The 23,895-nt window shown below is 70.7% G+C and carries 18 protein-coding genes; 12 read left to right on the plus strand and 6 right to left on the minus strand.

Features of this window, described 5'->3' with window-relative positions:
• Window positions 1-32: 32 nt before the first annotated feature.
• Window positions 33-2,969 carry a tetratricopeptide repeat protein gene (locus ACIOEW_RS21340; protein WP_401965135.1) on the minus strand — a complete coding sequence of 979 codons (2,937 nt, stop codon included), beginning with the start codon at window positions 2,967-2,969 and terminating at the stop codon, window positions 33-35.
• Complete coding sequence (locus ACIOEW_RS21345) at window positions 2,966-4,846, minus strand: HSP90 family protein (protein ID WP_401965136.1); 1,881 nt, start codon at window positions 4,844-4,846, stop codon at window positions 2,966-2,968. Before ACIOEW_RS21345 ends, ACIOEW_RS21340 begins: the two co-directional genes overlap by 4 nt.
• Window positions 4,847-5,018: 172 nt before the next feature.
• On the opposite strand from ACIOEW_RS21345, the gene recG reads away from it, so the two are divergent.
• From recG to mutM, 8 genes are all read left to right on the plus strand, one after another.
• A complete protein-coding gene (recG, locus tag ACIOEW_RS21350; protein ID WP_362550189.1) occupies window positions 5,019-7,250 on the plus strand; it encodes an ATP-dependent DNA helicase RecG in 2,232 nt (743 codons plus the stop codon).
• A gap of 127 nt (window positions 7,251-7,377) precedes the next feature.
• Window positions 7,378-7,962 carry a 16S rRNA (guanine(966)-N(2))-methyltransferase RsmD gene (gene rsmD / locus ACIOEW_RS21355; protein WP_362550192.1) on the plus strand — a complete coding sequence of 195 codons (585 nt, stop codon included), beginning with the start codon at window positions 7,378-7,380 and terminating at the stop codon, window positions 7,960-7,962.
• Window positions 7,963-7,988: 26 nt separating this feature from the next.
• Complete coding sequence (gene coaD, locus ACIOEW_RS21360) at window positions 7,989-8,468, plus strand: pantetheine-phosphate adenylyltransferase (RefSeq protein WP_362550404.1); 480 nt, start codon at window positions 7,989-7,991, stop codon at window positions 8,466-8,468.
• A 131-nt stretch (window positions 8,469-8,599) separates the two neighbouring features.
• Window positions 8,600-9,748 (plus strand): cell division initiation protein, encoded by a 1,149-nt coding sequence (locus ACIOEW_RS21365; protein ID WP_401965138.1) that lies wholly within the window; start codon window positions 8,600-8,602, stop codon window positions 9,746-9,748.
• Window positions 9,749-9,981: 233 nt separating this feature from the next.
• Complete coding sequence (locus ACIOEW_RS21370; protein WP_350995155.1) at window positions 9,982-10,590, plus strand: DUF177 domain-containing protein; 609 nt, start codon at window positions 9,982-9,984, stop codon at window positions 10,588-10,590.
• A 2-nt stretch (window positions 10,591-10,592) separates the two neighbouring features.
• Window positions 10,593-10,766 (plus strand): 50S ribosomal protein L32, encoded by a 174-nt coding sequence (gene rpmF, locus ACIOEW_RS21375; protein ID WP_003965982.1) that lies wholly within the window; start codon window positions 10,593-10,595, stop codon window positions 10,764-10,766.
• A 19-nt stretch (window positions 10,767-10,785) separates the two neighbouring features.
• A complete protein-coding gene (rnc, locus tag ACIOEW_RS21380; RefSeq protein ID WP_350995153.1) occupies window positions 10,786-11,607 on the plus strand; it encodes a ribonuclease III in 822 nt (273 codons plus the stop codon).
• Window positions 11,608-11,691: 84 nt separating this feature from the next.
• Window positions 11,692-12,546 (plus strand): bifunctional DNA-formamidopyrimidine glycosylase/DNA-(apurinic or apyrimidinic site) lyase, encoded by an 855-nt coding sequence (mutM, locus tag ACIOEW_RS21385; RefSeq protein WP_401965140.1) that lies wholly within the window; start codon window positions 11,692-11,694, stop codon window positions 12,544-12,546.
• 10 nt (window positions 12,547-12,556) lie between these two features.
• On the opposite strand, the gene ACIOEW_RS21390 is transcribed toward mutM, so the two are convergent.
• Together ACIOEW_RS21390 and ACIOEW_RS21395 are read right to left on the minus strand one after the other, a co-directional pair.
• The gene (locus ACIOEW_RS21390; protein ID WP_362550203.1) at window positions 12,557-12,991 is read right to left on the minus strand and encodes a helix-turn-helix domain-containing protein; all 435 of its coding nucleotides are present in this window, start codon (window positions 12,989-12,991) and stop codon (window positions 12,557-12,559) included.
• Window positions 12,992-13,298: 307 nt separating this feature from the next.
• Complete coding sequence (locus ACIOEW_RS21395) at window positions 13,299-14,282, minus strand: CAP domain-containing protein (RefSeq protein WP_401965142.1); 984 nt, start codon at window positions 14,280-14,282, stop codon at window positions 13,299-13,301.
• A gap of 144 nt (window positions 14,283-14,426) precedes the next feature.
• Here ACIOEW_RS21395 and ACIOEW_RS21400 point away from each other — a divergent pair, with 144 nt between their 5' ends.
• The 4 genes from ACIOEW_RS21400 (at window position 14,427) to ACIOEW_RS21415 (ending at window position 21,221) form a co-directional block, all read left to right on the plus strand.
• A complete protein-coding gene (locus ACIOEW_RS21400) occupies window positions 14,427-14,708 on the plus strand; it encodes an acylphosphatase (protein WP_362550209.1) in 282 nt (93 codons plus the stop codon).
• A 439-nt stretch (window positions 14,709-15,147) separates the two neighbouring features.
• Entirely contained in the window at window positions 15,148-15,360 is a 213-nt protein-coding gene (locus ACIOEW_RS21405) for a hypothetical protein (protein ID WP_018551753.1), read from the plus strand.
• A 327-nt stretch (window positions 15,361-15,687) separates the two neighbouring features.
• Window positions 15,688-19,581, plus strand: a complete 3,894-nt coding sequence (locus ACIOEW_RS21410; protein ID WP_401965143.1) for an AAA family ATPase — start codon at window positions 15,688-15,690, stop codon at window positions 19,579-19,581.
• 221 nt (window positions 19,582-19,802) lie between these two features.
• Window positions 19,803-21,221 (plus strand): sugar porter family MFS transporter, encoded by a 1,419-nt coding sequence (locus ACIOEW_RS21415; protein ID WP_362550215.1) that lies wholly within the window; start codon window positions 19,803-19,805, stop codon window positions 21,219-21,221.
• 79 nt (window positions 21,222-21,300) lie between these two features.
• Here the strand turns inward: ACIOEW_RS21415 and ACIOEW_RS21420 are convergent, their stop codons facing one another.
• Both ACIOEW_RS21420 and ACIOEW_RS21425 read right to left on the minus strand, forming a co-directional pair.
• Entirely contained in the window at window positions 21,301-22,266 is a 966-nt protein-coding gene (locus tag ACIOEW_RS21420; protein ID WP_362550218.1) for an LLM class flavin-dependent oxidoreductase, read from the minus strand.
• A 63-nt stretch (window positions 22,267-22,329) separates the two neighbouring features.
• Window positions 22,330-23,721, minus strand: a complete 1,392-nt coding sequence (locus ACIOEW_RS21425) for a cytosine permease (protein ID WP_401965144.1) — start codon at window positions 23,719-23,721, stop codon at window positions 22,330-22,332.
• Window positions 23,722-23,895 lie beyond the last annotated feature (174 nt).

Raw genomic sequence — 23,895 nt, forward strand, 5'->3', positions numbered from 1 at the left:
AGACGGAGACACCCCGCCGGACGGTCCCGGCGCTATGCCCCCTCAGCCGCCCCCGCCGCATACCCCCGCACCGACTCCGCCGCCGACCGGCGCGCGTCCACTGTCTCGTCCGTGCCCGCCGGCACGCCCTCGTACGCCGCGAGCACCTCCGCAGCCCGCCTCAGCGCCGCGTCCGCGCGGCCCAGGCCCGCCTCCAGCCAGGCGGCCGTCAGGTCGGCGGCCGTGCGCCGGTCGAGGTGGCCGGGGCCGGCCTCGTGGAAGGCCGCCGACGCCCGGCCGGCGTACCCGAGCGCCTCCTCGTACGCGACCCTCGCCGGATCGTCCGCGGCCTCGCCGGGCTCGCCCTCGTACGCGTGGGCGAGCAGTTCGGCGGTCTGGTGGTAAGTGTCCGCGAGCTCCACCCGCAGCTGCGGGCCCTCGCACTCCCGTTCCGCCGCGGCCATGAACGCCCGCGCCGCGTCGAGTCCCGGCTGCCCCTCCCTGGCCGCGTTCCAGGCCCGGACCCGCAACGTCCGTACCAGCGCGGGAACGTCACCCAGCGCCCGCCACAACTCCCCGGCCCGCTCGTACGCCCGCTCCGCCTCCGGGGTCAGCTCGGCCCGGTACAGCGCCTGCCCGGCGAGCTGGGCGAGCATCGCGTGGTCGTGCTGTTCCGGCCAGCCGCGCGCGACGTCCGCCGCCCGCAGCCAGTACTCCGCCGCAGCCCGCGGCTCACCGAGTGCGGACAGTCCGTCGCCGAGCCACCACAGCGTCTGGACGACCATGCCTTCCCCGTGGTCCTCGGCCGAGACATCGGGCAGTACGGCCTCCAGGACGGCCGCCGCCTCCGCCGCGCGCCCCAGCCGAAGGAGCCAGCCGCCGAGCTGGTGCCGGGCGTAGACCCCCAGCGATTCGCTCTCGCCCGCCTCGTCCGCCCAGTGCGCGGCGTCGAGGGCGTGCTCCGTCGCCTCCGCGAACTGCCCCTTAGCCGCGAGCACTTCGGCCAGCTGGAGATGGAGCCGGGCCCGTCCGGGGGCCGCAAGCGACGTCCCGCCGTGCTCCAGCGCCGCCCGTGCGGCCCCTTCCGCCGTCTCGTGGTCGTCGAGCTGCGCGGCGAGCCGTGCGGTCCGGGACTCGTACTCGACGGCGTACCAGGGAAGTTCCGCCGCGTGGACCTCGGCGGCCGCTCGCGCGTACAGCTCCGCCGCCCCCGGACCGTCGCCCCGGTAGGCCGCGACGTCCGCGAGGAATCCCAGCGCCTCGGATATGCGGGTGGCCACCTTGTCCCGCGCACGCAGGGGTTCGGCGAACGCGAGCACCTCGTGTGCGGCCTGCCCGAGAGCGGCGACCGCCGCGTCCGTGGCCTCCTCGTCCGCAGCCCGGAACATCCGCTGCTGGAGGATCCGGGCCCGGCAGACCAGCACCCCGCTCGCCTGCCGGCCCGTGGCCCCGCCCTCCGTGTGCAGGGCGAGAGCCAGGTCCACGAGCGGCTCGATCTCCGTCAGTGCCTCGTCCGTGGCGCCGTCCTCCATCGAGTGGAGAAAGACGCGCCTGGCATCCGCCGCGACCGCCTCGCCCCGGTCGCCGGCCGCCTCGTACAGCCGGGCGGCCGTCCGGAACGCCTCCACCGCCTCGGCGGGCGGCAGCGAACCGTCCATCGCGCGATGGTCCTCCACGTTCGCCCGGTCGTGGGCGGTCAGTGCGTCCGCCTCCCCGGACTTCTCGGCCCGCTCCGCGACCGCCCGCCAGGCGGACCCGGCGTCCGGATGCTGGGCGTCCGAGAGCCGGTGGGCCTCGGCCAGCAGCCCGGCCAGGTCCTGCGCGGCTTCCGCCGCGGCGGGCGCCACCGCGGAAGCCGGCGGAGCGGACGGCGCCGCGAGCCGCACGGCCCGTACGCCCAGAGGCAGCCGGTCCAGCAGCGGCCGGCGCGCCAGACGTTCCCGTACCTGCTCACCCACGTAGCCGTTGCCGTTGCGTGCGTCGAAGCGGGCCGCGAGGGCGAGCGCCTGGGTCCTGGCCTCGACGCCCAGCGACGCGGCGGTCCAGCCCGTGCCTGCCGGGCCCGGTACGGACTGCGCGCCGTGCCCCAGCTCGGTCAACCGGTCCATCAGCACGGCGGTGACGGCCAGGAAGTCCATCAGGCTGCCGGGGTTGCCGCTGTCGGTGAAGTACGCGGGCCGGTCCGCCAGGATCTCCAGCGCGCGCGGCTCGTTGCCGGTCAGCGCACAGAACTCGAGGTGCAGCGCGACCGAGTACCGCATGCTCTCCATCGGCCGGACCATCCGGTACCCGCGCAGATGGTTGGCGCGGGCCTGCTCCTCACAGCCCGTCCGCAGAAGCGGCAGGAGCGAGGCGGCCAGCACGGCGTGCGGCTCGTGCGCGCACGTGTGCTCACCCTCCAGCACCGGCGCCCAGGCCGTCAGCGCCTCCTCGTCCAGCCCGCGCAGCGCCTGCCAGCTCCCCTGCTCGTGCAGCTCACAGGCGTGGCAGTTGGCCATCCGGTCCCGGTCCGCCGCCTGCCAGGCGGTGTACGCCCGCCCGGCCCGCTCCAGATCGCCCAGATGCCGGGCGATCTCCAGCTCGCCCTGGCGTACCGCCCGCTCGGAATGCCCCGCCAGCCGGTAGCGGTGCTCCATCTCGCCCTGCCACTTCTCGATGGAGGCGAGCGGGATGTGCGGCTGGTCGACCATGGAACTGGAGACCCACTTGAACATCCAGAAGAGATGGTGGGTCATGAACGGGTCGAAGTCCCCCGGCCGTTCGTCCCACAGCCGCAGCAGCCGCGCGAACGGGACGAACATCTTGTCCTTCTCGGAGCTGTAGTTGTAGACCTGCAGCTGATGGACGAGCGCCTCGACCAGCAGGGCCGCGTCCCCGCTCTGCTCCGCCTCGGTCAGCAGCCGCTCCGCACGGGCGTTGCGCGCGGGCCCCTCCGGCTCCTCCTGGTTGTCCCGCAGGGCCTGGCGGATCGTCGCGGCATCGGCGCTCATCGGCCGTCCTCCTGAGGGTTCGCGGGGGAGTGCCCCGGGACGGCGGGATGCGTGGCCCACTCCAGCAGGCCGAGGAACGCCCGGTTCAGCAGCGCCGAGTCGGCCGGCCGCAGCGGCCGCTGCGCCATCAGCAGCGCCTGTCCGTACAGCGACTCCGTCGCGGTCACCGCGAGCTCCGGGCTGTCCAGCGAACTGATCCGGCGGATCAGCGGATTGAGATGGTTCAGCACGAGCCGGGCCCGCGGCGCACTGCCGCGCAGCGAGCCCAGAATGCCCGCCCACAGATCGTCCGCCTGCTCCTCGGCGTCGGCGCGCGCCTGCTCGTGGCGGGCCGCACGGTCGTCCAGGTGCAGCGCCGGCACCGTCAGCGGGTGGAAGGCGCGCAGCACCACATCGCAGCCCAGCGGGTCCAGCCTGGCGCGCGCCGCCGTGAGGAACGCGCCGAGCGCCAGCTCCTCCTCCGGGGCGACGGAGTCCAGGTGCGCGGTGACCGTGTCGGCGTCCAGCTCCGCGACCACCGCCCCCGGCCGGGCCGAGGGCAGCCGCTCGACCAGCTCGGTGTCGTACGTGTAGCCGCCGTTGACCACCCCGATGCCCTGCGCGGAGGCGATCGGCGCGACCTGGCGGAACTCCTCCACGGTCCGGGTGAAGTGCACCACCGGATGACGCCGGGCGAACTCCTCCAGCGAAAGCCGGCCGTCCGTCGTCTCGAACGGCAGCCATGGCAGCATCGTGCGCAGCATGGCGCTGTCGTGCCGGGCGAGCGACTTCACCCCCAGGTGGTGCACGGACAGGAACTCCGCCAGCCGCTCCGGTTCGCCTGCCGCCAGCCCCGTGAGCCAGTCCCTGATCCGCTCGCCCAGCGCGTCCCGGACCGCGGAAAGGGTCTCGTCCGCGTACAGCGCCTCCCGCGATGCCGTGGGCCGCAGACTGTCCGTGTCGATGACGCACCGCACGAAGAACGCCCACTCGGGCAGCAGCTCGTCCGCCCGGTCCGTCAGCAGCATGCCCTTCAGATGGACCCGGTGACCCGCGCGCTGCGCCGGACTGACGGCGGACGGCAGGACATGGGCCACCCCACGGATCCCGGCGAGCGGCAGATCGAGATCGATCGTGTCGAGCGGTGTGAAGCCGAACTGCTCGTGACAGTGGCGCGCCAGTGCCACCCGCCGCCCCGCCGGACTCGCGTACGCGCGGTCCCACGGCGCCGGCAGATCGGTGACGGCCGCCTCGCCGACCCGTACGTCGTAGGGCAGCAGCGAGCCGAAATCCCGGGCCAGCGCGAGCACCCGCTCCTCGGACAGCCACTGAGCACTGCCCGGGCGGGCCGTCAGATACACGGTGGTGCCGGGCTCGGGGCGCGCGCTGTCGGGGAGCGTACGGACGGTGTACGAACCGTCGTCACGGGCGCACCACTCCACCGGCGGGGCGCCGGGCGTCCGCGCGGAGCGGCTCACCACCCGGATCTCGGCCGCGACCACGAAGCAGGCCAGCAGCCCGATGCCGAACTGGCCGAGGAAGTCCGCACGCGCCGAGGCGAGCCCCTCCGCCCCGTCGCGCTTGGAGCTGCGGCCGATCGTGGCGAGCAGGCTGTGCACATCCGCCTCGGTCAGACCGATGCCGCTGTCCTCGACGCGCAGCCGGCCGCCCTCGGCGTACAGCCGCACCAGAGCCGGCGCGTCCACCTGCTCGGCACGTCGTGCCGTGATGGCGTCCACGGCGTTCTGCAGCAGTTCCCGCAGATAGACGCGGGGAGAGGAGTACAGATGATGGGAGAGAAGGTCGACCAGACCGCGCAGATCCACCTGGAAGGTGTGCGGCTGCTGGGCGGTGGCGGACTCGGTGGACGCGGAATTCGCTGAGGTCTCAGATGTCATCGTCGCAGCGCCGGTGGGGGGACTTGCGACAGCGCGGGTCGGGCGATCCCCCGCGGGGCGATCGCGAACGAGAAGCGTGGGAGCCGATCCTAGAGTTGCGGGCACGATTCTGACCAGGAGTTTCGGAGGCCCGGTGGTGCCCCTCGGACAACTGTCAGTGGCGTGGTGTGCAATGGATCGCGTGTCTGCGTTCGACGAACCCCTCAAGAAGCTGCTCGGTGGCGCCACCGCGAAGGTGATGGCCGAGCACCTCGACCTGCACACGGTCGGTGATCTCCTTCATCACTACCCGCGGCGGTACGAGGAGCGCGGCCGGCTCACGGCGCTGACCGAGCTCCCGCTCGACGAGCATGTGACGGTCGTCGCCCAGGTCGCCGACGCCCGCGTGATGATGTTCAACGGCGGACGGGGCAAGCGCCTCGAAGTGACGCTCACCGACGGCCACGGCCGGCTTCAGCTGGTCTTCTTCGGCCACGGTGTCCACAAGCCGCACAAGGAGCTGCTGCCGGGCCGGCGCGCCATGTTCGCCGGCAAGGTCTCCGTCTTCAACCGGAAGATGCAGCTTGCCCACCCCACGTACCAGCTCCTCGACGCGGAATCCGATGACGAGGCCGGTGCCACCGAGGCCGTGGACGCCTTCGCCGGCCGGCTGCTGCCGATCTATCCCGCCTGCAAACAGCTCGACTCCTGGCGCATCGCCAAGGCGGTCGACGCGGTGCTGCCCAGCGCCCAGGAGGCCGTGGACCCGCTGCCGCCCGCGCTGCGCGACGGCCGGGGGTTCACCTCGCTGCCCGAGGCGCTGCTGAAGATCCACCGCCCGCAGACCAAGGCGGATGTCGCCGCGGCCAGGGACCGGCTCAAGTGGGACGAGGCCTTCGTCCTCCAGGTCGCCCTGGCCCGCCGCCGGTACGCCGACACCCAGCTGCCGGCCGTCGCCCGCCGCCCCGTCCCGGGCGGACTCCTCGACGCCTTCGACGCCAGACTGCCGTTCACCCTCACCGACGGCCAGGTCAAGGTCTCCAAAGAGATCTTCGACGACCTGGCGACCGAGCACCCGATGCACCGCCTGCTCCAGGGCGAGGTCGGATCGGGAAAGACCATGGTGGCCCTGCGCGCCATGCTGGGCACCGTCGACGCCGGCGGACAGGCCGCCATGCTCGCGCCCACCGAGGTCCTCGCCCAGCAGCACCACCGGTCCATCACCGAGATGATGGGCGAGCTCGCCGAGGGAGGCATGCTCGGAGGCTCGGACCAGGGCACCAAGGTCGTCCTGCTCACCGGTTCGATGGGCATGGCCGCCCGCCGTCAGGCGCTCCTCGACCTGGTCACCGGCGAGGCCGGGATCGTCATCGGGACGCATGCGCTGATCGAGGACAAGGTGCAGTTCCACGACCTGGGGCTGGTCGTCGTCGACGAGCAGCACCGCTTCGGGGTGGAACAGCGCGACGCCCTGCGCTCCAAGGGGAAGCAGCCACCGCATCTGCTCGTCATGACCGCCACGCCCATTCCCCGTACCGTCGCCATGACCGTCTTCGGGGACCTGGAGACGTCCGTCCTGGACCAGCTCCCGGCCGGCCGCTCGCCGATCGCCAGTCATGTCGTCCCCGCCAAGGACAAACCCCACTTCCTCAGCCGCGCCTGGGAACGGGTCCGTGAAGAAGTGGAGAACGGCCACCAGGCGTATGTGGTCTGCCCCCGCATCGGTGACGACGAGGACGACGCGGCAAAGAAGAAGGGGAAGAAGAAGGCCGCCGAGGAGAAGGCCGAGGAGAAGGAGGAGGGGGACAAACGCCCTCCGCTCGCTGTCCTGGAGATCGCCGAGCAGCTCGCCAAGGGCCCGCTGACCGGTCTGCGCATCGAGGTGCTGCACGGCAGGATGCACCCCGACGACAAGGACGACGTGATGCGCCGCTTCGCCGCGGGCCAGCTCGACGTCCTGGTCGCCACCACCGTCATCGAGGTCGGGGTCAACGTCCCCAACGCCACCGCGATGGTGATCATGGACGCAGACCGGTTCGGCGTCTCCCAGCTCCATCAGCTCCGCGGCCGGGTGGGCCGTGGATCCGCCCCCGGTCTCTGCCTGCTGGTCAGCGAGGCCCACGAGGCGAGCCCCGCCCGCGCCCGGCTCTCCGCCGTCGCCGCCACCCTGGACGGCTTCGAGCTCTCCCGGATCGACCTGGAACAGCGGCGCGAGGGCGACGTCCTCGGACAGGCCCAGTCAGGGGTCCGCTCCTCGCTCCGGGTCCTGAGCGTCATCGACGACGAGGAGGTCATCGCCGCCGCCCGCCAGGAGGCGGTCACCGTCGTGGCCGCCGACCCGGAGCTGGAGCACCTGCCCGAGCTGCGCATCGCCCTGGACGCCCTGCTGGACAAGGACCGCGAGGAGTACCTCGACAAGGGGTGACTCCCAGGGGCTCGGGACGGCGAGGGGCGGGCGGCCGGGGGAGCCCCGGCAGCCCCGACGCCATATCGTGGGTGACACGGCGCCCGCAGCACCCTGCGCGCCGCCCCGACCCGAGGACCAGACACCCATGACCCGCGTGATCGCCGGCTCGGCCGGCGGACGCCGCCTGGCCGTCCCGCCCGGCACCGGCACCCGCCCCACCTCCGACCGCGCGCGCGAGGGCCTGTTCTCCACCTGGCAGGCGCTCCTCGGCACGCTCGACGGCATCAGGATCGCCGACCTCTACGCGGGCTCGGGAGCCGTCGGCCTCGAAGCACTCTCCCGCGGAGCGGTCCACGCCCTGCTCGTCGAGGCCGACGCCGCAGCCGTCCGTACCGTCCGCGACAACGTCCGCACCCTGGGCCTGCCCGGCGCCGAGGTCCGGGCAGGCAAAGCCGAACAGATCGTGACAGGACCGGCGCCCACGGACCCGTACGACGTGGTCTTCCTCGACCCTCCGTACGCCGTCACCGACGGCGATCTTGGCGAGATACTGCTCACACTCCGTTCCCAGGGGTGGCTCACAGCCGATGCGATCGTCACGGTAGAGCGAAGCACCAGAGGCGGAGAATTCAGCTGGCCCAAGGGATTCGAGCCATTGCGGGCCCGTCGCTACGGCGAGGGAACGCTTTGGTACGGTCGCGCCGCCGCTACGTGCGAAGACGCACGATGACCGGACCGGAGAGCGAGGGAATCAAGTTGCGCCGCGCCGTCTGCCCGGGGTCGTTCGACCCCATCACCAACGGACATCTCGACATCATCGGCCGCGCGTCGAAGCTGTACGACGTCGTGCATGTCGCGGTGATGATCAACCAGTCCAAGAAGGGTCTGTTCACGATCGACGAGCGGATCGAAATGATCCGCCAGGTCACCGGGGACTTCGGCAACGTCCAGGTCGAGGCCTTCCACGGGCTGCTGGTCGACTTCTGCAAGCAGCGCGACATCCCGGCGATCGTGAAGGGCCTGCGGGCCGTCAGCGACTTCGACTACGAGCTCCAGATGGCCCAGATGAACAACGGGCTCTCGGGCGTCGAAACGCTCTTCGTGCCGACCAATCCCACATACAGTTTCCTGTCGTCCTCCCTGGTCAAGGAGGTGGCGACCTGGGGCGGAGACGTCTCGCACCTGCTGCCGCCACTGGTCCACGATGCACTGACCGAGCGCCTCTCTCAGCAGTGAGGTGCTGACAGTCCGTCACCAGGGCCTTGCGCTGATCCGGCGGAAGGCCCTGCAGGTGTCGGGCGGGCGCCGACTGGCCGTACAGTCGTCCCGTCCGTCTCCAATCGGCAGTAGAGAGTGGCGAGCACACGGTGGACGTGCAGAAGAAGCTCGACGAGATCGTCGAAGCGGTCGGGAACGCCCGGTCCATGCCCATGTCGGCATCCTGCGTGGTCAACCGCGCCGAACTGCTCTCGATGCTCGAAGAGGTGCGCCAGGCCCTGCCCGGCTCGCTCGCGCAGGCCGCGGAGGTCATCGGCGGCCACGAGCAGCTCGTCGAGCAGGCCCGTCAGGAGGCCGGCCGGATCATCGAGACCGCCCGCGCCGAGCGCGGCTCGCTCATCTCCGGCACGGAGATCGCCCGGCAGTCCCAGACCGAGGCGGACCGGATCCTCGGCGAGGCCCGCAAGGACGCCGAGGAGGTCCGCGCCGAGGCCGACGAGTACGTCGACAGCAAGCTCGCCAACTTCGAGGTCGTCCTCACCAAGACGATCGGTTCCGTCGACCGGGGCCGCGAGAAGCTCCTCGGCCGCGGCCAGGGGTTCGACGAGCAGGGCTACGAGGACCCGGACTTCGCCGAGGCCCCCGAGCGCAGCGCCGACCCGGCCACGCTCCAGCGCCGGGCCGACGAGTACGTGGACACCAAGCTCGGCGCCTTCGAGGCGGTGCTCGCCAAGACCCTGGAGGCGGTCGGCCGCGGCCGGCAGAAGCTGCACGGCCGGGTCGCCACCGACGACCTGGGCGCGCACATGGCCGCCCAGGACGCCGCAGGCGCTCAGGGGCACACCAGCGACGAGGACCACTGGGCGGGTCTGGCCGAGATCGCCACCCCGGAACCGCTCCAGGCCCCCCAGCAGTACCCGGCACAGCCGGAACCGCAGTACGCACAGACGTACGCGTACCAGGAGCAGCAGGACGCGTACCAGGTGCAGTCGCAGCAGCCCGACCCGTACGCCGGCTACCAGCAGCAGCCCGACCCCTACGCGGGATACCAGCAGCAGGGCTACGACCCGAACCAGGCTCAGGTCCCGGCGCAGGGTTATGACCCGAACCAGGTCCCGGCGCAGGGCTATGACCCGAACCAGGTCCCGGCGCAGGGCTACGACGCCTGGCAGCAGCCGGTGCAGGCCCAGCAGCAGCCCCTCCAGCAGCATGGCGAGGGCGCCCTGGACGAGACCAGCCTGTTCGACACCAGCATGATCGACCTCGAACAGCTCCGCCGGTACGAACAGGAGCGCTGACCGCCGGGGGAACCCGCTCCGGTTCCGGAGAGGGGCCCCGGGGGTCGGATCAGGGCCGGATTGGGCGCTGGGCGGTGTGTCCAGTATCCTGGCTCTTCGGTCGCGCGTATGTCCGCGATCCCGGCTGCCCGCTTCGACTCCGAACCGGACGGCCCACCCCCACCAAGCGTGATGCGCACGATTCGAAAGCAGGAAAAGCCCTGAACGGCCACCTCGACCACCGAAACCCTCTCGTGTTCGATACGCACGAGCTGGGCCGGCGTCCGGGTGCCCTCAAGCGGCTGACCCGCTCGGCGGACGCCCCCAAGGACCTCGGTATCGACGGGGTCATCGGTGTGCCTGAGGGTGCACCTGTGAAGCTGGACATCCGCCTCGAATCGGTCATGGAAGGTGTGCTCGTCACAGGCACCGCCCGTGCATCCGCCGAGGGGGAGTGCGTAAGGTGTCTGGAGCCGCTGAGCCTTGAGGTCAAGGCGGACTTCCAGGAAATGTTCTCGTACCCTGACGCCGATGACCGGAACCGCAGCAAGACCGCGGACCCGGTCGACGACGCCGAGGACGACGAGGACAGGTACTTCCTCGAGGACGGCCTGTTCGACCTCGAGTCGGTGCTGCGTGATGCGGTAGTGCTCGCACTGCCGATGCAGCCGGTGTGCAAGGAGACCTGTGCCGGTCTGTGTTCCGAATGCGGAATCAGGCTGGACGAGAATCCGGACCATCATCACGATGCCGTCGACATTCGTTGGGCGGCACTGCAAGGACTCGCCGAGACCGTTCAGGACGGCGAGAAGGACAACATGGGCGGCGCCGAACCTGGCGTCGACGAGAAGCAGGAGAAGTAGCCGTGGCTGTTCCGAAGCGGAAGATGTCGCGCAGCAACACGCGCCACCGCCGGTCGCAGTGGAAGGCTGCGGTCCCCACCCTGGTTTCGTGCGAGCGTTGCCAGGAGCCGAAGCTGCAGCACATTGCGTGCCCCAGCTGCGGCACGTACAACAAGCGCCAGGTCCTCGAGGTCTGAGCGGCTGGTGAGAGGCCCGATGTCTGAGTTGTCCCACGCCAAGAAGCAGGCAGACAACGTCAACACAGCCTCGTCCCACACGCTTCTGGAAGGGCGGCTCGGGTACCACCTCGAGTCCGCCCTTCTGGTGCGTGCGCTGACCCACCGTTCGTACGCGTACGAGAACGGCGGTCTGCCCACCAACGAGCGGCTCGAATTCCTCGGGGATTCGGTGCTCGGCCTGGTGGTCACGGACACGCTGTACCGCACTCACCCCGACCTGCCTGAAGGCCAGCTGGCCAAATTGCGGGCCGCGGTAGTCAACTCGCGTGCGCTTGCGGAAGTGGGCCGCGGCCTTGAACTCGGCTCCTTCATCCGGCTCGGCCGCGGTGAAGAGGGCACGGGTGGCCGGGACAAGGCGTCCATCCTCGCCGACACCCTTGAAGCGGTGATCGGTGCGGTCTATCTCGATCAGGGCCTCGACGTGGCCTCGGAGCTGGTTCACCGGCTCTTCGACCCGTTGATCGACAGGTCCTCGAACCTCGGTGCCGGCCTGGACTGGAAGACCAGTCTCCAGGAGCTCACCGCGAGCGAGAGCCTCGGAGTCCCCGAGTACCTCGTCTCGGAGACCGGCCCGGACCACGAGAAGACCTTTACTGCTGCTGCTCGCGTCGGTGGTGTCTCGTACGGCACCGGCACCGGCCGTAGCAAGAAGGAAGCGGAGCAGCAGGCGGCCGAGTCCGCCTGGCGTGAGATCAGCGCCGCCGCGGAAGCACGGGAGGCTGCGGGGAAGTCCGCAGCCGACGGAGGGGCCGCCGACACCCCTGCCGACCCGGCGTCCACGGACGTTGCTCCTGCCTGACCCCGAGATCCCCCCGGTGCCCTGCGCACCGGGGGGATCTCTCTGTCCGCAACAAGATCCCGCCACACATTCAGGAGCGACGCCGTGCCCGAGCTGCCCGAGGTCGAAGTCGTCCGGCGCGGTCTCGAGCGGTGGGTCGCCGGGCGGACGGTCGGCGAGGTCGAGGTCCTGCATCCGCGTGCCGTCCGCCGGCACCTTGCGGGCGGTGCCGACTTCGCGGCCCGGCTCGCCCATGTCCGCCTGGGCACGGCGATGCGCCGCGGCAAGTATCTGTGGGTGCCGCTCGATGACGCGGCCACCTCGCTCCTCGGCCACCTGGGCATGAGCGGTCAGCTGCTCGTACAGCCCGAGGGCGCACCCGACGAGAAGCATCTGCGCGTCAGGATCCGCTTCGACGACGCCGTCGGTACGGAGCTGCGCTTCGTCGACCAGCGAACCTTCGGCGGCCTCTCCCTCCACGAGAACACCGCCGATGGGCTGCCCGACACCATCGCCCACATCGCGCGCGACCCGCTGGACCCGGCCTTCGACGACGACGCCTTCCACACCGCGCTGCGGCTCCGCCGCACGACCGTCAAGCGCGCCCTGCTCGACCAGTCGCTGATCAGTGGCGTCGGCAACATCTACGCGGACGAGGCGCTCTGGCGGGCCAAGCTGCACTACGACCGGCCGACCGCGACCCTGACCCGGCCCAAGTCGGCCGAGCTGCTGGGCCACGTCCGCGACGTGATGAACGCGGCGCTGGCGCAGGGCGGCACGAGTTTCGACAGCCTCTACGTGAACGTGAACGGCGAGTCGGGTTACTTCGACCGTTCGCTCGATGCCTACGGGCGCGAGGACGAGCCCTGCCACCGCTGCGGCACGCCGATGCGGCGCCGCGCCTGGATGAACCGGTCAAGCTACTTCTGCCCCCGCTGCCAGCGTCCGCCGCGACCGTAGGGTTGTGTCGTCAGCTGCGGCTCGTGTGGGCCTCGTCGTACCGGCCGCGCGCCACCAGGACCTCGGACATCCGGCCCTCGACCAGCTGGATGAGGCCGAGCAACTGGTCGGCGACCTGCCGCCCCAGGGGAGTGAGCTCGTAGTCGACGCGGGGCGGATTGGTCGGCTGGGCCTCACGGTGCACCAGCCCGTCGCGCTCCAGCGCGTGCAGTGTCTGGGAGAGCATCTTCTCGCTCACCCCGTCGACCCGGCGCCGCAGCGCGTTGAACCGGAGGCTGCCCTCGTACAGCGCGCCGAGCGTCAGACTGCCCCAGCGGCCGGTGACGTGCTCCAGGGTGGCGCGGGAGGGGCACTGCTTGGAGTACACGTCGAAGGGCAGCCGGCCGTCATGGCAGCCGTTCGATTCGCTGCTGCTGCGGTGTTCGTCGCTGCCGGTCTCATCCATGAGAATCAGCGTACGCCCGCACAGCGCTGTCCAGTAGATCGCGCATTCTCCGAGTGAGCGCCATTGGTGAGGCCCTGGCAGCCCGGTCGAGGACAGTGCCGGGATCGCGCGCAACACCGCGCGAATCCGCGGTGGCCTTGCCAACGGTGTGCCCGCCGCCGCAGGTGGCACCTCCACGGTGACCCCCAGCAACATCGACCTTTGAGGCCTGGATGTGGGGCTGCGCAGAAACAGTCGGGGCCGCCTCGGGGCCGATATCGGCCCCGAGGCGGCCCGGGAAAGCTGACAGGTCGCTGACCTGTGGAACTCAGAAGCCGAAGTCCTGCGTCCACCAGGGGCCGCCGGAACCGAAGTGGACACCCACGCCGAGTGTCTTGTAGTCGCAATTGAGAATGTTTGCGCGGTGGCCGTCACTGTTCATCCAGGACTCCATCACGGCCTCGGCGTCGGCCTGGCCGCGGGCGATGTTCTCGCCGCCGAGACCCGAGACGCCGGCCTCGGCGGCACGGTCCCAGGGGGACTGCCCGTCGGGGTCGGTGTGGTCGAAGAAGCCTCGGGCGGCCATGTCGTCGCTGAAGTTCTGGGCGAGCGAGGCCAGTGAGGAACTGGCGGTCACCGGGCTGCAGCCGACCTTGGAGCGCTCCTGGTTGACCAGGGCGAGCACGGCGGCCTGGGCCGAGGTGGCGGCGGCCGGCGCGGTGGTCGTGCGGGCGGCCGGCGTGGAGGCAGAGGTCTTGGGCGCGGCCGGGCTCGAAGCGGCGGCCGGTGCCGAGCTCTTCGTGGTTGCGGTGGCGGGGGCCTTCGAGGCGGTGGAGCGGTTCGCCGTCTCCTTCGCGGCCGTCTCCTTCGCCTCCTTGGTCTCCTTCGTCTTCGTCGGTACGGAGGTCTTGGAGGGCGACGCGGACGGCGTGCCGGCCTCGGGGGAGCCCGTTTTCGTGGGGGCCTTGGCACGTTCGGCACCGCGGCTGGCGGCGGCCGACGCGGTGCCGCGATCGGCCGGCGCGGTCGTGGAGCCGCCCTGTGTCAGGAGGTCGGGGGCCGCGTCGGAGCGCACCTGGTCGGCGGCTGTGCCGCCCCCCACGTTGTAGTTGTCACCACCGGGCAGCAGGCCGGAGGCCACCGCCACGGCCCCGACGGCGAGGGCCGCTGAGACGCCGAGCAGTCCCGTACGTACCGGTATGCCGGACCGCTTCCTGCGGCGCGTGCTCCGGTTCTGGCCTGCGGTTCCTGCGGTTCCCTCCGCGTGCTGTTCAGCGGCGGGAGCTGCGGCGGAGCGTCGATGGCGTCCCATCTGCTGTGCCCTTCTGACGATCTTGACGCCGTTGTCGGCGCACCTTGGCTCACCCGATCGAGTGAAGCTATTGCGAGGGGACTGTACGCCATGGCGATTCGGCGAGAAGTGCTCCGAGAGCAATTGTCCGGTTAGCGTTCGGGCATGAACGAAGATGTGCGACTCACCGCTTGGGTACGCGGCCGAGTACAACAAGTAGGGTTCCGCTGGTTCACCAGGGCAAACGCTTTGGAGATCAGCGGCCTCACCGGATTCGCCCTCAATCTCGATGACGGCAGAGTGCAGGTTGTGGCCGAGGGGCCGCGTGAGAATTGCCACCGTCTGCTGGATTGGCTGCGCTCGGACGACACACCCGGCCGCGTTGACGGAGTCACTGAGATCTGGGACACGCCGCGGGGTGGATATGAGGGATTCGCCATCCGCTGATCCGGTCCCCGGGTGGGGGAGGAGCGAGGCCCGTGTTCGGGCCGTGTTCGAGGTGCGGCGGGGGGTGACGGCGAAGGCTGCGGTCATGCGTACACATGAAATGACCTGCGGAATGACCCGGTGGTTGCCAAGATTCGGTTGCCGTGCCAGGCTGCGGCAGTAAGGATGATCTCCGTGCCCCTGAGGGCCCCGTTGGAGAGTCGCGCCGCATGATCGTCAAGCCGCGCGCCCCCGGGACGCCCGCCTTTACAGGGTGTGATCGTGTTGACCGTCAAACTTTTTGGTGAGACGCTGAAAACCCCGCGCACCTTAGCTGTTCGGTAGAGCTGTTTGGCAGCAGAACAGCAGTGAACACAGAGCACTGCCGAGCACCGCGGGTGCGATTCCCTCACGACCCACACCGCATCGGTCGGTCACTCAGTGTGGAGGACCATCCATCATGGCAAAGGCGCTTCTCGGTTACGTCGGCGGTTCCGATCCGCGACTCCTCGCCGAGATGCGACGGCTTCAGCAACGCGTCCAGGATCTTGAGTCCGAGCTTGTACGGATTCAGGACGAGAATGACGCGCTCAACGCCGCCGCCCAGCACCAAGAGTCGCTGCTCGACAGCATCGACATCGACGTACCTCAGGCAGAGCCGGCGCTGACCTGACCCATGGCCCTCAGGGGCCGGTCGGGCTGCATGCGTCAGCCGCACGGGATCATCGCCGGATCGTCACCGGATCATTGAAGATCAATCGCTCTTGATCTGCTTCTTCATATGCCTCGTCACTGATCCGGGCAAGCACGCCTTCATGAAGGCGGGGGTCCGTCGGCGCAGCATTGCACAAGATTTGCAGGGGACGCTTCGGCGTCCCTTCTTTCTTTTCCCCTCCGGCCCGCGCCCGTCCCGCCCCGGACGTACACCCCTTCCCTTACCGTCTGATGTGCCCTGCACCTTCATCAGCGAAACCGAGAGCGAAAGGTAGAGTCCGGCGGCGTGCACCTCAAGGCCCTGACCCTGCGTGGTTTCAAATCGTTCGCCTCCGCCACCACCCTGCGGTTCGAACCCGGGATCACCTGCGTGGTCGGTCCCAATGGTTCCGGCAAGTCCAATGTGGTGGACGCGCTCTCCTGGGTCATGGGGGAGCAGGGCGCGAAATCCCTGCGCGGCGGCAAGATGGAAGATGTGATCTTCGCCGGCACCACCGGGCGGCCGCCGCTCGGCCGGGCGGAAGTATCGCTGACGATCGACAATTCCGACGGCGCACTGCCCATCGAGTACGCCGAAGTGACGATCACTCGGATCATGTTCCGCAACGGCGGCAGCGAATACCAGATCAATGGCGACACCTGCCGGCTGCTGGACATCCAGGAACTCCTCTCCGACTCCGGTATCGGCCGGGAGATGCATGTCATCGTCGGCCAGGGCCAGCTGGACTCCGTGCTCCACGCGGACCCGATGGGGCGCCGCGCGTTCATCGAGGAGGCCGCGGGCGTCCTCAAGCACCGCAAGCGCAAGGAGAAGGCGCTGCGGAAGCTGGACGCGATGGGGGCGAACCTGGCCCGTGTGCAGGACCTCACCGACGAACTGCGGCGGCAGCTGAAACCGCTCGGCCGGCAGGCGGCGGTGGCCCGCCGGGCGGCCGTCATCCAGGCCGATCTGCGCGATGCCCGGCTCCGCCTCCTCGCCGATGACCTGGTGCGCCTGCACACCGCGCTGCGCGGCGAGATCGCCGACGAGGCGGCTCTGAAGCAGCGCCGCGAGGCAGCCGAGACGGAACTGAAGGCGGCCCTCGCGCGCGAGGCCGAACTGGAGGGCGAGGTACGGCGGCTGACGCCGCGGCTCCAGCGTGCCCAGCAGACCTGGTACGAACTGTCGCAGCTGGCCGAACGGGTGCGCGGCACCGTCTCACTCGCCGACGCCCGGGTGAAGAGCGCCACCGCGCCGGCCGAGGAGGAGCGGCGGGGGCGCGATCCGGAGGACATGGAGCGCGAGGCGGCCCGGATCCGCGAGCAGGAGGCGGAACTGACCGCCGCGCTGGAGGCGGCGGAGCACGCGCTGGAGGACACCGCGTCCCACCGGGCCGAACTGGAACGGGACCTGGCGGCCGAGGAACGCAGGCTCAAGGACGCCGCCCGTGCCCTGGCGGACCGCCGCGAAGGGCTCGCCCGGTTGAACGGCCAGGTCAACGCGGCCCGCAGCCGGGCCGGTTCGGCGCAGTCGGAGATCGACCGGCTGGCCGCCTCGCGCGACGAGGCACAGGAACGGGCCGTCGCCGCCCAGGGGGAGTACGAGCAGCTGAAGGCCGAAGTCGACGGCCTGGACGCCGGGGACACGGAACTCGGCGAGCGGTACGAGGCCGCCCGGCGCGAGCTGAAGGAGGCGGAGGGGGCGCTCTCCACGGCCCGGGAGGACCTCACCACCGCCGAACGCAAGCGCGCGGCGGTCGCGGCCCGTCATGACGCGCTGGCCCTCGGGCTGCGCAGGAAGGACGGCACCGGTGTGCTGCTCGGCGCCCGGGACCGGTTGGCGGGTCTGCTCGGACCGGCCGCGGAACTGCTCACGGTGGCCCCGGGGCACGAGATCGCGGTGGCAGCGGCGCTGGGCGCGGCGGCTGACGCGGTCGCCGTGACGGATCCGGCCACGGCGGCGGAGGCGATCCGGCTGCTGCGCAAGCAGGACGCGGGACGCGCGTCCCTCCTGCTCGGCGGCGGAGGCGGCAGAGGCGGCAGAGGCGGCAGAGGCGGCGACGGAGGTGGCGACGGCAGCGGCGGTGCGAGCACGGGCGGAGCCGTCCCCGGCGGATCCGGTGCCGTGGGGCACGTGCCCGGCGGATCCGATGCCGTGGGGCACGTGCCCGGTCAGGGGTCGGAGGCCCACCCCGCGCCGCACACGGGTGTCGCGCATGTCCCGGGGCAGGGTGTGGAGCCCGCCCCACGGGCACCGGAGGCCACGTCGCTCACCCACCGCGGACCGGCCGAAGCCGTCACCGAGGCAGCCGCAACCGAAGCCGAGGCAGCCGAAGCCCGAACCGGGGCTGCCGGACACCTGACTGCCCTGGCCCTCGCCGGCGGCCGGGGCACCCCCGCCGTCGCCGATCTCGTCAGCGGTCCCGTCGGACTGATGGCCGCGGTCCGCAGGCTGGTGCGGGACATGGTGGTCGTCGGGACGCTGGAGGACGCCGAGGACCTGGTCGCCGCCCACCCGGAGCTGACGGCGGTGACCGGCGAGGGCGACGTCCTCTCCGCACACTTCGCGCACGGAGGTTCGGCGGGGGCGCCCAGCCTGCTCGAAGTCCGGGCTTCCGTGGACGAGGCGGCGGCCGAACTGGCCGAGCTGGGCGTGCGGTGCACGGAGCTGGCCGGGACCCAGCGGCGCGCGGCGGAGCGGCGGGGGAACTGCGCCGCGCTCGTCGAGGAGCTGGGGGAGCGCCGCCGGGCCGCCGAGCGGGAGAAGTCCGGGGTGGCCCAGCAGCTCGGCCGGCTGGCCGGTCAGGCGCGCGGCGCCGCGGGCGAGGCCGAGCGGATGGCCGCGTCCGCCGCCCGCGCCCAGGAGGCGCTGGAGCGCGCGACCCAGGAGGCGGAAGAGCTGGCCGAGCGGCTGCTGGTGGCCGAGGAGGCGGCACAGGACGGCGCGGACGAGGAGCCGGACACCGCCGTGCGCGACCGGCTGGCCGCCGACGGTGCCAACGCCCGCCAGACCGAGATGGAGGCCCGGCTCCAGGTCCGTACCCACGAGGAACGGGTCAAGGCTCTGGCCGGCCGAGCCGACTCCCTGGACCGGGGCGCCCGCGCCGAGCGCGAGGCCCGCGCCCGCGTCGAGCAGCGCCGCGCCCGGCTGCGTCACGAGGCCGAGGTGGCCTCGGCCGTCGCGTCCGGGGCCCGTCAGCTGCTCGCCCACGTCGAGGTGTCCGTCGTACGGGCGGAGGAGGAGCGGGCCGCCGCCGAGGCGTCGAAGGCTGAGCGGGAGCGGGAGCTGGCGGCCGAACGGCACCGGGGCCGCGAGCTCAAGGGCGAGCTCGACAAGCTGACGGACTCGGTCCACCGGGGCGAGGTGCTCGGCGCCGAGAAGCGGCTGCGGATAGAGCAGCTGGAGGCGAAGGCCCTGGAGGAGCTGGGTGTGGAGCCGGCGGGTCTGGCCGCGGAGTACGGACCCGACCAGCTCGTCCCGCCGTCTCCCGCGGCGGAGGGGGAGGAGCTGCCGGAGGACCCGGAGCACCCGCGGAACCAGCCGAAGCCGTTCGTCCGGGCCGAGCAGGAGAAGCGGCTGAAGTCGGCCGAACGGGCGTATCAGCAACTCGGGAAGGTGAATCCGCTCGCCCTTGAGGAGTTCTCGGCGCTGGAGGAGCGGCACAAGTTCCTCTCCGAGCAGCTGGAGGACCTGAAGAAGACCCGGGCCGATCTGATGCAGGTCATCAAGGAGGTCGACGAGCGGGTCGAGCAGGTCTTCACCGAGGCGTACCGGGACACGGCCCGGGAGTTCGAGGGTGTCTTCTCGCGCCTCTTCCCGGGCGGTGAGGGGCGGCTCATCCTGACCGATCCGGACAACATGCTGGCGACCGGTGTGGACGTCGAGGCCAGGCCGCCGGGCAAGAAGGTCAAGCGGCTCTCCCTGCTGTCGGGCGGCGAAAGGTCGCTCACGGCAGTGGCGTTGCTGGTCTCGATCTTCAAGGCGAGGCCGAGCCCCTTCTATGTGATGGACGAGGTCGAGGCGGCGCTCGACGACACCAATCTGCAGCGGCTGATCCGGATCATGGAGGAGCTCCAGGAGAGCTCCCAGCTCATCGTGATCACGCACCAGAAGCGGACGATGGAGGTCGCCGACGCGCTGTACGGCGTCTCGATGCAGGGCGACGGCGTCTCCAAGGTGATCAGCCAGCGGCTGCGCTGAGCCTTTACCTAATCTTCAAGGCTTCAACGTACCGATTTGAGTGCTCCTGGGAGGATGTTGGGTGAAACCTCGCCGACACCCCGATGTTGACTTCATAACTTGAACGCATAGTCTCTGCAACGTCGTTTTTACCTTCAAGTGGTGGCAAGGCTGATGTTGTGCCCCACTGGAAGAGCTCACCCCCCACCGCCTGACGTTGCGGCCAGGCCCCAGGAGTTCATGTGACCAGCACATCGCAGGGACCAGAGTCCGGAGCCCGGGCGGCTCATCCGGACCACATCGGCCATGTCATCTTCATCACCGCCGCGGCAGCTATGGGTGGCTTCCTCTTCGGCTACGACAGCTCCGTGATCAACGGTGCGGTCGAAGCGATCCGCAGCAGGTACGACATCGGCTCCGGCACTCTCGCCCAGGTCATCGCCATCGCTCTGATCGGCTGTGCGATCGGCGCCGCCACGGCGGGCCGGATCGCCGACCGAATCGGCCGTATCCGCTGCATGCAGATCGCCTCGGTGCTCTTCACGATCAGCGCCGTGGGCTCCGCGCTTCCCTTCGCGCTCTGGGACCTGGCGATGTGGCGCATCATCGGCGGCTTCGCCATCGGCATGGCGTCGGTGATCGGCCCGGCATACATCGCCGAGGTCTCGCCGCCCGCCTACCGTGGCCGGCTCGGCTCCTTCCAGCAGGCGGCGATCGTCATCGGCATCGCCATCTCCCAGCTGGTCAACTACGGCATCCTGCAGATCGCCGACGGTGACCAGCGCGGCAAGATCGGGGGGCTGGAAGCCTGGCAGTGGATGCTCGGTGTGATGGTCGTGCCCGCGATCCTCTACGGACTGCTCTCGTTCGCGATCCCCGAGTCGCCGCGCTTCCTGATCTCCGTCGGCAAGAAGGAACGGGCCCGGCAGATCCTCTCGGAGGTCGAGGGCGAGAACATCGACCTCGACGCCCGGGTCGCCGAGATCGAGACCGCGATGCACCGCGAGCACAAGTCGAGCTTCAAGGACCTGCTCGGCAGCCGCTTCGGCTTCCTGCCCATCGTCTGGGTCGGTATCGGCCTGTCGGTGTTCCAGCAGCTAGTCGGCATCAACGTGGCGTTCTACTACTCGGCGACGCTGTGGCAGTCGGTCGGCATCGACCCGACCGACTCGTTCTTCTACTCGTTCACGACCTCGATCATCAACATCATCGGTACGGTGATCGCGATGGTCCTGGTCGACCGGGTGGGCCGTCGGCCGCTGGCCCTCGTCGGCTCCTGCGGTATGGCCGTCGCCCTCGCCTTCGAGGCCTGGGCCTTCTCCGCCGACCTGGTGGACGGCAAGCTCCCCAACACCCAGGGCGTGGTCGCGCTCGTCGCCGCCCATGTCTTCGTGCTCTTCTTCGCCCTCTCATGGGGCGTCGTGGTCTGGGTCTTCCTCGGCGAGATGTTCCCGAACCGGATCCGTGCCGCCGCACTCGGCGTCGCCGCCTCCGCGCAGTGGATCGCCAACTGGGCGATCACCGCGAGCTTCCCGAGCCTCGCCGACTGGAACCTGTCCGGCACGTACATCATCTACGCCTGCTTCGCCACGCTCTCGATCCCCTTCGTCATCAAGTTCGTCAAGGAGACCAAGGGCAAGGCGCTGGAGGAGATGGGCTAACCCCCCGCTGCCCCTCTCCTCGAAAACCGTACGGCCCCGCCCGCGTCCGCGAGCGGGGCCGTACGCGTCCCACTCCTCCTCACCCTCCGATCGCCCCGCAGAACAACCGCAGGCTGCGCCACCCCTCCTCGACCGGCATCCCGCCGCACAGCGGATGCAGCACCAGGCTGTCCAGCTCACCGGCCAGTCCCGCACACGCCTCCGGCGTGACGACCCGGTAGACGCCCTCGTCCCGGAGTTCGGACACTGTCGTCGCCGCCGAGCGGACGGCCGAGCGGATGTCCTTGGACTGCCAGGAGGCGTACGTACGCGCCTCGTGCAGGAAGTGCTCCCCGTACTCGTCCCAGGTCCGGTCCGGGTCCTCGGACACGTGCAGCAGCGGTGTCTCGGCCGAGGGCATCATGCAGAAGCCCTCCGTGCCGTGCTCCGCGCGCCGCTCGTGGTAGTACGCCTCCAGCTCCGGCAGGTGCGCGCTCGGGAACAGCGGCAGCCCCAGCCGGGCCGCCCGCCGCGCCGCCGCCCGCGAGCTGCCGCCCACCAGCAGCAGCGGATGCGGGCGGGTGTACGGGCGCGGGGTGACCGTGACCGTACGGCCGCGGAACTCGAACGGCTCCCCGGTCCACGCCTTCAACAGCGTCTCCAGCACCTCGTCCTGGAGGCGGCCGCGCCTGCCCCACTCGACGCCGGCCCGCTCGTACTCCTCGGGCCGGTAGCCGATCCCCGCGACCGTGACCAGCCGGCCCGCACTCAGCAGATCGAGCACCGCGATGTCCTCGGCCAGCCGCAACGGGTCGTGCAGCGGCCCGATGACCGCGGAGACGGTGACCGCGATCCGGCGGGTGGCCCCGAAGACGGCACCGGCGAGGACGAAGGGGGACGGCAGCCAGGAGTTGGCGGCCCCGTGGTGTTCCTCGGTCTGTACCGTGTCGACGCCGTTCTCGTCGGCGTACGTTGCCATGTCCAGCGCCGCGCGGTAGCGGGCCGAGAGGGACCCCGGGGTGGCATCGGGGTCGACGAGGTTGAACCGGACGACTGTGAAGGCCATGACGCTGTCCCCCTGGGTCCTGTCTGGCGAACCGGGCGAGGCCGGACCTTAGCTGACAGAGCGTCAGAAGTGTAGGGGCGCGGCCCGCTGCCGCACCCCGGGCCGCGGCAGCATCGCGTACAGACCGCCCGAGACGGCGATCGTGACCGCCCAGCCCAGCCCGTTGCGTCCCGCCCAGGTCGCCGCGAGCGGGCCGGTGAACCACTCCACGCCGGTGAACAGCAGCCCCACCGACAGGCCCGCCGCCCAGGCCGCCACCGCGGTCCATGCGAAGCCGCCCGTGTACCAGTAGGCGCTGGTCGGGGTGGTGTTCATGAGCGCCACCGGGTCGTATGCGCGCCCGCGCAGCAGATCCACGCCGAAGACGCCGATCCATGCCGAGAACGTCACCGCGAGCAGATTCAGAAAGGAGACGAACGAATCGAGGAAACTGCTCGCCACGAGCATCAGCAGCGACCCCAGAAACAGACTGATCGCGGCATTCACGCCGACGGCCCACGCACGCGGAACCGTGAATCCCAGGGTCTGTGCGGTGAATCCGGCCGAATACATCGACATCGCGTTGATCAGCACCATGCCGAGAACGGCGACGGCCAGATACGGAACCGAGATCCAGTCGGGCAGCAGCACTCCGATGAACGAGACGGGATCACGGGTGAGGGCCAGTTCCGGCGTGCCCACCGCCATCACCGCGCCCATCAGGACCATCGGCAGAAACACGATTCCCGCGCCGCCCACGGTCGCCGCGACCATCGCGCACCCGGACGCGCTGCGCGGCAGATAGCGGGTGAAGTCGGGGCCCGAGGGCGCCCAGCTGATGCCGCCGGCGGCCAGGGTGCCGATCCCGGCGATCATCGCCGATGCCGGTCCGGCCGGCCGGTCCAGCACCGTCCGCCAGGCCGTCGCCCCGGCCAGGTGCACCAGAACCAGGACGCTGAACCCGCCGAAGAGGTACGCGGACCAGACGCAGCACACCCGCAGCGCCCGTGCGCCCAGCCCCGACAGCAGAAAGCTGCCTGCCACGAAGGCGAGCAGCGTCACCATGACCAGCGTCGTGGTGCTTCGGACGCCGAAGAGCAGGTCGAGCACGGCCAGCAGGGCGTACGTGCCGGTGACCGCGTTCGCCGTCTCCCACCCCCAGCGGGCCACCCAGATCAGCGCACCGGGAGCCAGGTTGCCCCGCTGGCCGAAAACGGCCCGAGAGAGCGCCATGCCCGGGGCGCCGCCACTGCGCCCCGCGACCGAGATCAGGCCGACCATGCCGAACGAGACGGCAGGAGCCGCGACCGCGATGACCAGTACCTGCCAGAAGCTCAGCCCGTCGAAGACGACGAGCCCGGCGCCGATGGTGAGCAGCAGTACGGTCATATTGGCTGCCGCCCAGGTGGGGAAGAGGCCCCGTGCCCGCCCGGTGCGCTCGCTGTCGGGCACGGGGTCCAGCCCACGGGTCTCCACGGCCAGGATCGTACCTTTACCGGCATTCGGGGCGAAACACCCAGGAGGCGTCGGCGACGCGGGGCGTCAACCGCCCGGCGCCCAAGGTGGGGCGCGCGTGGCCGGGTGTGCCGTTCTCGCGGCTCGGGGCCGTTGCGCGCACTCGACCCCATGCGTAACCGCGCATCCCCGCGC

Origin of the sequence: Streptomyces sp. NPDC087901, from assembly GCF_044742205.1 — a bacterium.
Classification (GTDB): domain Bacteria; phylum Actinomycetota; class Actinomycetes; order Streptomycetales; family Streptomycetaceae; genus Streptomyces.